9 protein-coding genes are annotated in these 13,834 nt (G+C 70.5%); 6 read left to right on the forward strand and 3 right to left on the reverse strand.

The genetic code is table 11. The annotated features are described in order from the left end of the window. Positions 1-32: 32 nt before the first annotated feature. Positions 33-1,139, reverse strand: coding sequence for a uroporphyrinogen decarboxylase (gene hemE, locus ABT009_RS31040; protein ID WP_502989993.1), 1,107 nt, complete (start codon positions 1,137-1,139; stop codon positions 33-35). 187 nt (positions 1,140-1,326) lie between these two features. On the opposite strand from hemE, the gene ABT009_RS31045 reads away from it, so the two are divergent. The 6 genes from ABT009_RS31045 to ABT009_RS31070 all read left to right on the forward strand — a co-directional run bounded on the left by ABT009_RS31045 (position 1,327) and on the right by ABT009_RS31070 (position 10,672). Next, positions 1,327-1,986, forward strand: coding sequence for a DUF3000 domain-containing protein (locus tag ABT009_RS31045; RefSeq protein WP_351302284.1), 660 nt, complete (start codon positions 1,327-1,329; stop codon positions 1,984-1,986). 383 nt (positions 1,987-2,369) lie between these two features. Further along, the gene (locus tag ABT009_RS31050) at positions 2,370-3,032 is read left to right on the forward strand and encodes a response regulator transcription factor (RefSeq protein WP_030687574.1); all 663 of its coding nucleotides are present in this window, start codon (positions 2,370-2,372) and stop codon (positions 3,030-3,032) included. A gap of 99 nt (positions 3,033-3,131) precedes the next feature. Continuing rightward, entirely contained in the window at positions 3,132-4,421 is a 1,290-nt protein-coding gene (locus tag ABT009_RS31055) for an HRDC domain-containing protein (RefSeq protein ID WP_351302288.1), read from the forward strand. Between the two features lie 289 nt (positions 4,422-4,710). After that, a complete protein-coding gene (locus ABT009_RS31060) occupies positions 4,711-7,185 on the forward strand; it encodes a SpoIIE family protein phosphatase (RefSeq protein WP_502989994.1) in 2,475 nt (824 codons plus the stop codon). A gap of 143 nt (positions 7,186-7,328) precedes the next feature. Then, positions 7,329-8,546 carry a thiolase family protein gene (locus ABT009_RS31065; RefSeq protein WP_351302294.1) on the forward strand — a complete coding sequence of 406 codons (1,218 nt, stop codon included), beginning with the start codon at positions 7,329-7,331 and terminating at the stop codon, positions 8,544-8,546. Next, complete coding sequence (locus ABT009_RS31070; protein WP_351302296.1) at positions 8,543-10,672, forward strand: 3-hydroxyacyl-CoA dehydrogenase NAD-binding domain-containing protein; 2,130 nt, start codon at positions 8,543-8,545, stop codon at positions 10,670-10,672. Before ABT009_RS31065 ends, ABT009_RS31070 begins: the two co-directional genes overlap by 4 nt. Before the next feature lie 66 nt (positions 10,673-10,738). On the opposite strand, the gene ABT009_RS31075 is transcribed toward ABT009_RS31070, so the two are convergent. Continuing rightward, positions 10,739-12,268, reverse strand: a complete 1,530-nt coding sequence (locus ABT009_RS31075) for a hypothetical protein (RefSeq protein ID WP_351302299.1) — start codon at positions 12,266-12,268, stop codon at positions 10,739-10,741. A gap of 42 nt (positions 12,269-12,310) precedes the next feature. Continuing rightward, positions 12,311-13,822 carry a hypothetical protein gene (locus tag ABT009_RS31080; protein WP_351302302.1) on the reverse strand — a complete coding sequence of 504 codons (1,512 nt, stop codon included), beginning with the start codon at positions 13,820-13,822 and terminating at the stop codon, positions 12,311-12,313. Positions 13,823-13,834: the final 12 nt, after the last annotated feature.

A 13,834-nucleotide genomic window follows, 5' to 3' on the forward strand; every position in this document is an offset into this window, starting at 1 on the left:
GACCGGCCGACGGGACGCGCCGACGGCAGGGGTCAGCGCGCCGTCTGCGTGTGCACGTACTCCACGAGGCGAGTGAGCGCGTCCGGCTCGGTGGTCGGCAGGACGCCGTGTCCGAGGTTGAACACGTGGCCCTCGAGTCCGGCCGCGGCGTCCAGGACCTCCTGGGTCTTCTTCTCGACGGCCTCGGTCGACGAGAAGAGGACCGCCGGGTCGAGGTTGCCCTGCAGCGCCTTGCCGGGGCCGACCCGGCGGGCGGCCTCGTCGAGCGGGACGCGCCAGTCGACGCCGACGACGTCCGCACCGACCTCGCCCATCAGCCCGAGCAGTTCGCCGGTGCCGACGCCGAAGTGGATGCGCGGCACCCCGTATCCGGCCACCGCGTCGAAGACCTTGCGGGAGGCGGGCATCACCGAGCGCCGGTAGTCGGCGGGCGCGAGGGCGCCCACCCACGAGTCGAAGAGCTGCACGGCCGAGGCGCCCGCCTCGATCTGCACCTTCAGGAACGCCGCGGTGATCTCCGCGAGCCGGTCGAGCAGGTCGGCCCACAGCTGCGGGTCGCCGTACATGAGCGCCTTGGTGTGCTCGTGGTTGCGCGACGGACCGCCCTCGACGAGGTAGCTCGCGAGGGTGAACGGCGCACCCGCGAAACCGATCAGCGGGGTCGCACCGAGCTCGGCGGTGAGCAGGCCGATCGCCTCGGTGACGTAGGAGACGTCCTCGGGGGTGAGGTCCCGCAGCTGCGCGAGGTCCGCGCGCGTCCGGATCGGGCGCTCGACGACCGGGCCGACACCGGGCTTGATGTCGAGGTCGATGCCGATGGCCTTGAGCGGTACGACGATGTCGCTGAAGTAGATCGCGGCGTCAACGCCGTGGCGGCGCACCGGCTGCAGCGTGATCTCGGTGACCAGCTCGGGCCGCATGCACGACTCGAGCATGGGGATGCCCTCGCGGACCTTGCGGTACTCGGGCAGTGAGCGCCCGGCCTGCCGCATGAACCACACCGGCGTGTGCGGCACGGGCTCGCGCCTGCACGCCTTCAGGAAGGCTGATTCCTGGACTCCCTGCACTGCCTCGACGTCGTGGTCGACGTCACCGTGCATGGTCGGCTGCTGGCCCGAGGGGCTGTCGTTGGCACTCACGTCGGAAAGTCTCGCATGCAGCGGACATCGCCTGTTCCCGGGGACGGCGAGCGTAAGGGCACCGCCGGTCGTTCACCCGTATGGGGACTGGCGCGCGGAGTATTCATGGGGGCGTGAACCGGACAGCGGTGGCGCTGCCGGGTGTCTCTCCCTGCACGGAGGCTCGGTTCCCCTTAATCTTCCCCGCATGGCTGCGGCTCAGGGACGACTGTCGGACGACGCTGACGATATGGACGGTACGGAGGGCAACGCGGCGGACTCGGCGACGCTGCCCTTCCGCGCGGCTGTCGACGCGCTGCGGGGTGCACGACTGCGCACGGAGATCGAGATCTCCGCGGCGCGCCCGCCACAGCGCCTGGCGCCCTTCGCCCATGCGCTGGAAGCCGTGGTCGTCGACGGCGACGACGACCTCGCCGACGGGCGGCTCGTCCTGCTGCACGACCCGGCGGGGCACGAGGCGTGGCAGGGCTCGTTCCGGCTGGTCACGCTCGTACGGGCCGAGCTGGAGCCGGAAATAGCGGCTGATCCGCTGCTGCCCGAGGTCTGCTGGTCGTGGCTGACGGGCGCGCTGACGACGCGCGGGCTGTCGTTCGGGGAGCCGAGCGGCACCGTCACGCGCGCGGGATCGCACTACTTCGGCGCGCTCGCCGAGCGTCCGCCGGCGTCGCAGATCGAGATCCGGGCCTCCTGGACGCCGCGCGAGGGCCTCGGCGGGGTCCCGGACACGGCAGCGCATCTCGCCGCATGGTGCGACCTGCTGTGCCAGGTGGCCGGGCTGCCACCGGCCGGTCCCGGCGATGCGTCGGTGGTCTCGCTGCCGCAGCGGCGGGGCCCGCAGACGCGCTGAGACCGGCATCGAGGCGGGGGGCTTCGGCCGCGTCCGTACGCCCTGAGAGCAGCGCCCCAAGGTCCCTCCGAGGGATCCCCACCGAAGGGTCCACCCAGGGGGCGCCCACTCCAAGGGGTGCATTTTCGGACGCGTACGGACACGCCGCGGCCCGACTCGGGCGCGCAGCGATGGAACTCGACGGATTGCGACCTGGTTCGGTTCGATTCGATGTCTCACATGATCGCTCGCATGTCTGAATTGCACGAATTGTTACTCACCAAATCGTGATCTTTCTCTAAAGGCGGACGGGTTTGGTGCCGAAGAGGTCTGTGACCTTGAAAGCACGGTTCGTCCCGGCTTCATCCCCGAGCCGGTTCCGTCCCGCACCCCCAGGAGGCCTGGTGTCCGTTCTCCTCGAGCAGCCCGCAAGCCTGGTCGCCTACCGCCCGAACAAGCCGACCGCCATGGTGGTCGTGGCCGACCCGCGCGTACGCTCCACAGTCACCCGTCATCTGTGGGCGCTCGGAGTCCGCGACGTCATCGAGGCGTCGTCCATCGCGGAGGCCCGCCCCAGGATCGGCAACCCGCGCGACATCTGCGTCGCCGACGTCCACCTCCCCGACGGCAGCGGGCTCACCCTGCTGTCCGAGACCCGAGCCGCCGGCTGGCCCAACGGGCTGGCCCTCTCCGCCGCCGACGACATCGGCGCCGTACGCAACGCCCTCGCGGGCGGTGTGAAGGGCTACGTCGTCACCGGCACCCGTACGAACGTGGGTCTTCCCACCCGCCCCGGCGCCGCACCCATCGGTTCGGCCGCCGCCCGTATGCACCGCCGCCCCCCGGGCGCCCCGAGCCACCCGGGCGGCTACCGCGAACTGTCCGGCCGCGAGGTCGAGGTGCTCCGGCTGGTGGCCGAAGGCCAGTCCAACAAGGCCATCGGCGTCTCGATGGGCTTGTCGGCGCTGACCGTCAAGAGCCACCTCGCCCGCATCGCCCGCAAGCTCGGCACCGGCGACCGTGCAGGCATGGTCGCCGTGGCCCTGCGCACCGGAATCATCCACTGACCGGAAACTTCACCGACCTGACTGGTTTACGTCCCTCCCGCGCCCGCCGACGGAACGTTCCGACGACGGGCGCTGTGCATGCACAGATACCCTTGACAGGTGACCGACGCCCAAGAGACCGCAGCAGCCAGTTCACTGCGAACCACCGGGGGCGCCCCTCCGGATCACGGCGTCGCAGGCCTCGTAGTCGACGGGACGCCGATCCCGTTGCTCGAGCCGCGTGACGGCATGCCCCCGGTGGTCGCCGACGAAGCGACCCTCGCCGAGGTGATCGCGGCTTTCGCCGACGGCACCGGACCCGTCGCCGTCGACGCCGAGCGCGCCTCCGGCTACCGCTACGGACAGCGGGCCTACCTCGTGCAGCTGCGCCGTGAAGGCGCCGGTACCGCGCTCATCGACCCCATCGCCTGCCCGGACCTCTCGGGCCTCGGGGCGGCGCTCTCCGACACGGAGTGGGTGCTGCACGCCGCCACCCAGGACCTCCCGTGCCTGCGCGAAATAGGCACGATCCCCACGCGTCTCTTCGACACCGAGCTGGCCGGCCGCCTCGCGGGCTTCCCGCGGGTCGGCCTCGGCGCGATGGTCGAGGGCGTCCTGGGCTACGTACTGGAGAAGGGCCACTCCGCCGTCGACTGGTCGACGCGGCCGCTGCCCGATCCCTGGCTGCGCTACGCCGCCCTCGACGTCGAGCTGCTCGTCGACCTCCGCGACGCGCTGGAGAAGGAGCTCGACCGGCAGGGCAAGCTGGAGTGGGCCCAGCAGGAGTTCGACGCCATCGTCTCGGCGCCGCCCGCGGCGCCGCGCAAGGACCCCTGGCGCCGCACCTCCGGCATGCACAAGGTGCGCCGCCGCCGGCAGATGGCGGTCGTACGGGAGATGTGGAACACCCGGGACCGGATCGCGCAGCGGCGCGACGTGTCGCCCGGGAAGGTGCTGAGCGACACGGCGATCGTCGAGGCGGCGCTCGCCATGCCCCCGAACGTCCATGCCCTGGCCGGGCTGAACGGGTTCGGGCACCGCACGGGGCGGCGCCAGCTGGAGCAGTGGCAGGCCGCGGTGGACCGCGCCAGGGCGCTGCCCGACTCGTCCCTGCCGCAGCCGGGTCAGCCCGTGACCGGGCCGCCGCCGCCGCGCGCCTGGGCGGACAAGGACCCGGCCGCGGCCGCGCGTCTGTCCGCGGCCCGGGCCGCGGTCTCGGCGCTTGCCGAGCAGCTGAACATGCCTCAGGAGAACCTGATCACTCCGGACACGGTTCGGAGGGTGTGCTGGGAGCCGCCCGTCTCGCCGTCCGCGGCCTCGGTCGCCGAGGCCCTGGCCGGGTACGGGGCGCGCCCCTGGCAGATCGAACAGGTCACGCCGGTTCTGGTGGCGGCTCTGAAGGCCACGTAGGGCTGACGGACCGCTGCGGGGTTTCCCCTCGCGGGCCCCAGTAAGCGACGCAGCGTACGCCGTGGGGTTGTGCCCACCCTCCCCCAGCTACCGCTGGGAGGTGCCCCCAGCCCTGCGGAACGCCTGCCCACAACGGTATCGGCGCGCCTGCCCACAAGGGTGGCGGCGCGGCTGCCCACACGGCGCGGCCCCGACCCACCCACCGGCAGGTGGCCCAAACCGGCAGGGTAACCACGGGAACAAACCGGGAATGAGGCCGTATAGCACTCGTAATACCGAAAGGGCAGCTGTGGGGATGCGCGAGGAGAGAGACCGCACCCGACGCCAGGCCGCATTCGATGTGGCGGATGCCTCGATACTGCTGCTCGACGCCGGGGGCGTGGTGCTCAGCTGCAGCGGGAACACGGGACAGCTCCTCGGCTACCCGCAGGACGGCCTCGTGGGCAGCAGCGTCACCTCACTCCTGACCGACGAGGACGCGGCACGGCTTCCGGCCGTCACCGAACGGTGCCGGCAGGACGGCGGGTGGAGCGGCCTGCTGTCGGCACGGCACCGGGACGGCCGACCGGTCAGGCTGATGGTGCGGATGATCCCCGTACAGGAGACCGGCGGATGTGCGCGCTGGATCGTCCTGGCCGGGGACATGACCGGCGCCCAGGGCTGGGACATGAGCCGCCACCTGCTGGAGCGGATCGCCTCGCAGTCGCCCATGGGCATCGCCGTCGTGGACACGGACCTGCGGTACGTGTGGTCGAACACCGCCCTGGAGAAGTTCGGCGGAGGACCACCGCAGCGGCGGCTCGGGCGCCGGCTCGGCGACATCCAGCCCGACCTGGACGTGCAGGCGATCGAGGCGCGGATGCGCCGGGTGCTCGAGACCGGTGAACCGGTGATCGGTTACGAGCACGTGGGCCGGCTGCGGGCGGCCCCGCACCGGGAGGCCGCCCACTCGATGTCGTTCATCCGGCTCGAGGACGACCACGGCCACCCGGTGGGCGTGTACTACACGGTCACGGACATCACGGACCGCTACCGCGCGCGGCAGCGCCTGGCCCTGCTCGACCGGGCGGCCGAGCACATCGGGCGCACGCTCGACGTCGTGCAGACCGGACAGGAGCTCGCCGACTCCGCGGTGCCGGAGCTCGCCGACTTCGTCGCCGTCGACCTGCTGGAGTCCATGCTCAAGGGGGCCGAGCCCGCGCACCGCCCCCTCGACGACCCGGAGGTCGTCCCGCTGCGCCGCGTCGGCCACCAGTCCGTGCGCCCGGGGAACCCGGAGGCGGTCGTCGAGATCGGAGGCGTGGCCCGCTACCACGCCGGTTCGCCGCCCGTAGAGTGCCTGACCAGCGGCAAGTCGTGGCGCGAGGAGCGTCTGGACCCGCTGGCCAGGGAATGGGCCACCGACATCCCCGGCGGCCGGGCAGCCACGTTCCTCGACCTCGGGCTGCACAGCGTGATGATCGTGCCGATCCGCGCCCGCGGCATCACCCTGGGCATCACGACGTTCTTCCGGCGCCAGACGCAGGAGCAGTTCGAGGCCGACGACCTCAGTCTCGCCGAGGAGTTCGTCGCCCGTGCGGCCGTGTGCCTCGACAACGCCCGCCGCTACACCCGGGAGCGCGACGCGGCCCTCGTACTGCAGCGGAACCTGCTGCCGCACGGTGCCCCCGATCAGGAGGCCGTCGACGTGGCCACCTGCTACCGGCCCGCCGACGAGCTGACCGGCCTCGCAGGCGACTGGTTCGACCTCATCCCGCTGTCGAGCACACGGGTGGCCCTGGTGGTGGGCGAGGTGGTCGGCCACGGCATCGAGGGGGCGGCCGCGATGGGGCGGCTGCGCACCGCCGTACAGACCCTCGCCGATCTCGATCTGCCGCCCGACGAGGTGCTGGCCCACCTGGACGACCTGATCTGCCGAGGGGCGCGGGAGGCGGCATCGGGCCAGGGCGCCCCCGCGGGAGGCGCCCACACCGTGGGGACGAGCTGTCTGTACGCGGTCTACGACCCGGTGAGCGGGGACTGCGTCATGGCGAGCGCCGGCCATCTTCCGCCCGCGATCCTGGCACCCGACGGCACGGTCACGTTCCCCGAACTGCCGCTCGGTCCGGCGCTGGGCGTGGGCGGCCTGCCCTTCGAGTGCGCCGAGTTCAACCTGCCGGAGGGCAGCGTGCTCGCGCTGCACACCGACGGCCTGGTGGCGACGCACGCACACGAGGGCACGGTCCCCGACGCAGAAGCGGGCCGGGAGCGGCTGCGCCGTGCACTGGAGGCGCACCACCTGCCGCTGGACAACCTGTGCCGGACGATCGTGGACGACCTCGTGCCCTCGCAACCGCACGACGACGCGGCCCTGCTGATGGCGAGGACCCGCCGCATAGGCGCCGACCGGGTGGCCTCCTGGGAGCTGCCCGCGGACCCGGCCGTCGTCGCCCAGGCCCGTCAGATGACCACCCGGCAACTGGCCGCATGGAGTCTGGAGGAACTGACCTTCACCATGGAGCTCATCGTGAGCGAGCTCGTCACCAACGCGATCCGGCACGCCTCGGGTCCGCTCCGGCTGCGCCTGATCATGGAACGGGCCCTGATCTGCGAGGTCTCCGACACCGGCAGCAGCGCTCCGCACCTGCGCCATCCGCGGACGACCGACGAGGGCGGCCGTGGGCTGTTCCTGGTCTCGCAGCTCACCCGACGCTGGGGCACCCGCTACACCACGAGCGGCAAGATCATCTGGGCGGAGCAGCCGCTGACCGAGTCGCCGGCGTAACCGCCGCCGTCGTGTGACCTTCGCCGCTCCGGGCGGGGGGACTGGGCAGCATGGTTACCCGCAAGTAGCATGATGAGGTGAGCGCGCGCTCAGTGGCGTGCGCCCCGCAGCAGTGCCATCCCGCACCCTGGAGGAGAGCCATCGTGCCTCGTACCGTCAGGGACGTCGTCTTCGTCGACGGCGTCCGCACCCCGTTCGGCAAGGCGGGCCCGAAGGGCATCTACCACGAGACCCGCGCGGACGACCTCGTCGTGAAGGCCATCCGGGAGCTGCTGCGCCGCAACCCCGGCCTCGACCCGGCCAAGATCGACGAGGTCGCCATCGCCGCGACCACGCAGATCGGCGACCAGGGCCTGACCCTCGGGCGCACCGCGGGCATCCTCGCGGGGCTGCCGCAGTCCGTGCCCGGCTACTCCATCGACCGCATGTGCGCGGGCGCCCTGACCGCCGTCACGACCACCGCGGGCTCCATCGCCTTCGGCGCGTACGACGCCGTCATCGCCGGTGGTGTCGAGCACATGGGCCGCCACCCGATGGGCGAGGGCGTCGACCCGAACCCGCGGTTCGTGTCGGAAAAGCTCGTCGACGAGTCGGCCCTGTTCATGGGCATGACCGCGGAGAACCTGCACGACCGCTACCCGGGCATCACCAAGCAGCGCGCCGACGAGTACGCCGTGCGCTCGCAGGAGAAGGCCGCGAAGGCGTACGCCAACGGCAAGATCCAGGCCGACCTGGTGCCGATCTCCGTACGCCGTACCAACGCCGAGGCGGGCGAGACCGGCTGGGGCCTGGTCACCGCCGACGAGCCGATGCGCCCGGGCACCACCCTGGAGAACCTGGCCGGTCTGAAGACCCCGTTCCGTGTCCACGGCCGGGTCACCGCCGGCAACGCGGCCGGTCTGAACGACGGCGCGACGGCCTCGATCATCGCGTCCGAGGACTTCGCCCGCGAGAACAACCTCCCGGTCAAGATGCGCCTGGTCTCGTACGCCTTCGCGGGCGTCGAGCCCGAGGTGATGGGCTACGGCCCGATCCCGGCGACCGAGAAGGCCCTCGCCAAGGCGGGCCTGTCGATCGAGGACATCAACCTCTTCGAGATCAACGAGGCGTTCGCCGTCCAGGTCCTGGCCTTCCTCGACCACTACGGCATCGCGGACGACGACGAGCGCGTCAACCAGTACGGCGGCGCCATCGCGTTCGGCCACCCGCTGGCCTCCTCCGGCGTCCGTCTGATGACGCAGCTGGCCCGCCAGTTCGAGGAGCAGCCGCAGGTCCGCTACGGCCTCACCACCATGTGCGTCGGCTTCGGCATGGGCGCGACGGTCATCTGGGAGAACCCGCACTTCGAGGGGGACAAGTGAGCACCACCGCTGAACTGTTGAAGGGTGCGGCCGAGCTGTTCCCGGACGAGGTCGTGACCAAGGCGCACGTACGCCACCTCGACCTGCCGAAGGGCGCGGGCCGCTTCGCCCTCATCACCCTCGACAACGGCTTCGACCACACCAAGCCGAACACCTTCGGCCCGGCGGGTCTCGCGAACCTCAACGCCGCGATCGACCAGGTCGAGAAGGAGGCCGCGGACGGCGAGATCGTCGGCGTCGGTGTCACCGGCAAGCCGTTCATCTTCGCGGTCGGCGCCGACCTCAAGGGCGTCGAGGAGCTGAAGAGGCACGAGGACGCGCTGGCCATCGGCAAGGGCGGCCACGACGTCTTCAAGCGCCTGTCGGCTCTCGCCGTCCCCACGTTCGCGTACTACAACGGCGCGGCGATGGGCGGCGGTGTCGAGGTCGGTCTGCACTGCGGCTACCGCACCGTCTCGAAGGCGCTGCCCGCCTTCTCGCTGCCCGAGGTCTTCCTCGGCCTGGTCCCCGGCTGGGGCGGCTGCACCCTGCTGCCGAACCTGATCGGCGCGGACCGCGCGGTCTCGGTCATCATCGAGAACTCGCTCAACCAGAACAGGCAGCTCAAGGGCAAGCAGGTCTTCGAACTCGGCATCGCCGACGCGATCTTCGAGGGCGCGGACTTCCTGGAGCAGTCGCTGCTGTGGACCGCCGACGTCCTCAAGGGCGACGTCGAGGTCGTACGTCCCGTCATCGACCGCGGCGAGGCCTGGGACCAGGCCGTGGCGCGCGGCAAGTTCATCGCCGACAGCAAGGTGCACGGTGCTGCCCCGGCCGCGTACCGCGCCCTGGACATCATCTCCGCGGCCAAGAACGGCGACCTGCAGCAGGGTTACGACGCCGAGGACCAGGCCCTCGCGGACCTGATCATGAGCGGCGAGCTGCGCGCCGGCCTCTACGCCTTCAACCTCGTCCAGAAGCGCGGCAAGCGCCCGGCGGGTGCGCCGGACAAGAGCCTGGCGCGCCCGGTGACGAAGGTCGGCGTGGTCGGTGCGGGCCTGATGGCCTCTCAGCTGGCCCTGCTCTTCCTGCGCCGCCTCGAGGTGCCGGTCGTCCTGACCGACATCGACCAGGCGCGCGTCGACAAGGGTGTGGGCTACGTCCACGCCGAGATCGACAAGCTGCTCGGCAAGGGCCGCATCAACCAGGACAAGGCGAACCGTCTGAAGGCGCTGGTCTCCGGTGTCCTGGACAAGGCGGAGGGCTTCTCCGACGCCGACTTCATCATCGAGGCGGTCTTCGAGGAGATCGGCGTCAAGCAGCAGGTGTTCGCGGAGGTCGAGGCTGTCGCCCCGGCGCACGCGATCCTGGCGACCAACACCTCGTCCCTGTCGGTGTCGGAGATGGCCTCGAAGCTGCAGCACCCCGAGCGGGTCGTCGGCTTCCACTTCTTCAACCCGGTCGCGATCCTGCCGCTGCTCGAGATCGTGCGCGGCGAGAAGACGGACGACGCGTCGCTGGCCACGGCCTTCGGCGTCGCCAAGAAGCTGAAGAAGATGGCGGTTCTGGTAAAGGACGCCCCGGCGTTCGTCGTGAACCGCATCCTCACCCGCTTCATGGGCGAGGTCCAGAACGTCATCGACGAGGGCACCCCGGTCGAGGTCGCGGAGAAGGGGGTCGAGCCGCTGGGCCTGCCGATGTCCCCGCTGGTCCTCCTCGAACTGGTCGGCCCGGCGATCGGCCTGCACGTCTCGGAGACCCTCCACGGCGCGTTCCCGGACCGCTTCAAGGTCTCCCCGAACCTCAAGGCGGTCGTCGAGGCGGGCAAGCGCGGCTTCTACGTCTACGACAGCGGCAAGCCGGAGCTCGACCCCGAGGTCGCCGCACTCCTCAAGCAGGGCGACACCGTCCTGACGGAGGAGCAGGTGCGCGCCCGCGTGCTCGACGCCGTCGCCCAGGAGATCGGCCTGATGCTCGACGAGGGCGTCGTGGCGGAGGCCCAGGACATCGACCTGTGCCTGATCACGGGTGCGGGCTGGCCGTTCCATCTGGGTGGGATCACGCCTTACCTGGACCGGGAGGGCGTCTCGGAGCGGGTCAACGGGAAGCGGTTCCTGGAGCTCGGAGTGGCTTCGGTTCCGGCGTAGCAGTCGTACGCCCGGTATGTGAAGAGGGCCTCCGCCGTCGGCGGAGGCCCTCTGTCGTGCGCGTCCTCAGTAGTTCCCGCCGTAGTACGGGGTCGCCGTCGCCCCGGCCGAGGCGTTCATGACGGCGAAGGGAATCTGGGTCACCGGGGACTCGGCACCGGAGGCGTCCACGGCGAAGACGTCTACGACGTGCATGCCCGCCGCCCAGGCCCAGCCCGAGTCCCACGACCAACTGCCGGTCGGGGCGACCACGACGCCACCCAACAGCACGCCGTTCTCCCGGAATCCCACCTGTGCGGCGCCCGTGGCGGCCCCGGTGAAGACCACCCGGGAGTCCATCACCTGCTCGTGGGCCACGGGTTCCAGCACCACCGGCGCGGCCGCGCTCTGCCCGACCGTCGACAGCACGGGCCCGCGGCCCATGCCCGGCATCCCGGAGCCCGCCGGGACGGGTGCCCCGCTCGGGCTGTCGACCGCCGTGAAATGCACCTCGGTGCGTTCGGTCTGGAATCCCGCCGCGTCCACCGCGTAGATCTTCACAGGGTGCTTGCCCTTGCTCCAGGCCCTGCCCAGCTCCCAGGACCAGCTGCCGTCGGCCGCGACATCGGTCTGCCCCAGGTACTTGCCGTGCTCCCAGACGATCACGCGGAGGGCTCCCCGGGCATAGCCCGTGAACCGTACGGCGTCCCTGCGTACCTCCTCCTGGAACGACGGTGCCGTCACCACGGGCGGCGGGAACTCCGCACCCCTCACCACCGAGGTGGAAGCGAGATAGGAGTTGATGGCCGACGGGTCGCGGTCGGGCTCCTCGTAGCCGTTGCGGACGTAGCCCAGGCGCGGTGGGGTGCCGTCGGCCAGGAGGTTCACGATGCCCATGAGGGCGGGGACGTTGCGCCGGGTGACCTGCGTGTGGTCGGTGATGAACGGGGACTCGCTGTATATGAAGTTGAAGTTCTCGTACCGCTGGAAGAGGCCCAGGAAGGGCTCCACCTGCTCCTTGTACTGCTCGTCCTGGGGCGAGGAGAGGAGGTAGATGTTGGCGCCGCGGTTGGACTCCGACCGGACCAGGTCGGGCAGGATCGCGTCCACGATCCGCACGTTCTCCTCCGGGACTCCCTCACCCAGCATGAACCGGGCCACCTTCGGGTGGATCTTGTTCACATACGTCCCGACCAGGAACTGGGGCACGATGGAGACGATGTTCCGGAAGCCGTAGCGCAGCCCGAAGTACAGGGCCGCACTACCGCCCTTCGAACCACCCCACATGGTGACGTCGTCCGGGGTGAGCTCCAGGGACTTCATGACGTTGAAGATGAGCCCGGCGACGGATGTCTCCAGAGAGAAGTCCATCTCCTTGCACAGGTAGTAGCTGTTCATTCCGTCGAACCGGTCACGGATCCACAGAATGTTGGCCCTGACGTTGTCGAAGACGCCGTTCGACCATCCGTAGTCGTGAGGCGCCGAGAAATTGGCGAAGACCACGACCAGATGGCGGTTGCCGTTCTTGGCATGGGCGAACCGGTACTCGACGGGAAACGTTCCTGAAGCCTCGATCCCACTGAGCAGCTGCCGCCCGTTCGAGGGTGCTTTGGACATGTACGGACTCCACTCCCAGATGTGCTTCGAGGACAGGCGGGCTCAGTACCCGGCGGGTGCCGCACCGGCCGGGGCGTTCATGACGGTGAAGGGCACGGATGCGGCCGGGGACTCGCCGCCCGCCGCGTCCACCGCGAAGACCTCGACGGTGTGCATACCCTCGGCCCAGGGCCAGCCCGGGTCCCAGGACCAACGGCCCTCGGGGGCGACCGCGCACGCCCCGAGGAAGACCCCGTTCTCCCTGAACCCCACCTGCGCGGCGCCCCTGGCGGCGCCCGTGAAGCCGACCCTCGCCCCCCGCACCTGCTGGTACGCCGTCGGCATCTGCACCACCGGCGCCGGGAGTGCGCCCGGCACCCGCTGACCCGCGAACCCCGGCCCGCCGGCATGCAACGCGCGGGCTTCCGCGCCCGAGTGCACCGGGGCGTGCTCCGACACCGTGAACCGGGCGTCGGCGCGCTCGGACTGGTAGCCGTTGGCATCGACCGCGAAGAGCCTCACCATGTGCTCGCCCGTGCTCCACGGCTTGTCCCGCTCCCAGGTCCAGCCGCCGTCGCCGCCGACGGGAGCCGACGCCAGGTACTTGCCGTTCTCCCAGATGCTCACGCGGACGGCTCCGGGCGCCCAGCCCGCGAAGCGGACGGCTGCGGCGGGCAGCAAGGTGTGCTCCGTGGGCATGGTCACAACCGGAGCGGCGAACGACTCCTGCAGCACTGACGTGGACTTGAGGTAGGCCGAGATGCCCGACTTGTCAGCTTCGGGTTCCTCATAGCCGTGGCGGGCGAGACCGAGACGGGGAGCGATTCCCTCGACGAGCAGGTAGGCGATACCCAGGAGAGGGGGCGTGTTGCGCTGGGTCACCTTGCCGTGTCCCGTGATGAACGGGGACTCGCTGAAGATGAAGTTGAAGTTCTTGTACCGCTGCAGCAGCCCGAGGAACGGCTCCACCTGGGTGCTGTACTGCTCGTCCTGCGGCGAGGACACCACGTAGATGTTCGCGTCCGGGTTCGCCCCCGACGCCAGCAGGTCGGGCAGGATCGCGTCGAGGACGCCGACATTGCCGTCCGGCATCGCCTCGCCCAGCATGTGCCGGCCGGTGTCCGGATAGACGTCGCGCACGAACGTTCCGATCCGCAGCTGCGGAACGCTGGCGACGATGTTCCGGAATCCGTACCTCAGGCCGAAGTAGAGCGCCGCGCTGCCGCCTTTCGAGCTGCCCCACAGCGTGACGTCGCCGGGAGTCAGGCCGAGGGCCTTCATCACCTTCGATATGAGCCCGATCACGGACCTCTCGACGGCGAAGTCCATGTCCTTGCACAGGTAGTACGTGTTCCTGCCGTCGAACCGGTCGCGGATCCAGAGGATGTTCGACCGGAGGCCGTCGAGGACACCGGTGGCCCACCCGTAGTCGTCCGGAGCGTAGATGTTGGCGAAGACGACCGTCAGGTGCCGGTTACCGCTCCTTGAGTGGGCAAACCGGTACTCGACGGGGTAGCCGCCGGAGGCGTCTATCCCCTGGACCACGTGGCGGCCCTTCGCGGATGCTTCAGACATGGTGCGGTTCCA

Origin of the sequence: Streptomyces sp. NPDC002896, assembly GCF_040295225.1 — a bacterium.
Taxonomy (GTDB): domain Bacteria; phylum Actinomycetota; class Actinomycetes; order Streptomycetales; family Streptomycetaceae; genus Streptomyces.

What these genes read in the sequence shown, in the direction of transcription:
- ABT009_RS31045 (WP_351302284.1), top strand. Translation starts at nt 1,327, where the DNA reads ATGGCTGCGGCTCAGGGACGACTGTCGGACGACGCTGACGATATGGAC.
- ABT009_RS31075 (WP_351302299.1), bottom strand. Translation starts at nt 12,268, where the DNA reads ATGTCCAAAGCACCCTCGAACGGGCGGCAGCTGCTCAGTGGGATCGAG.
- ABT009_RS31080 (WP_351302302.1), bottom strand. Translation starts at nt 13,822, where the DNA reads ATGTCTGAAGCATCCGCGAAGGGCCGCCACGTGGTCCAGGGGATAGAC.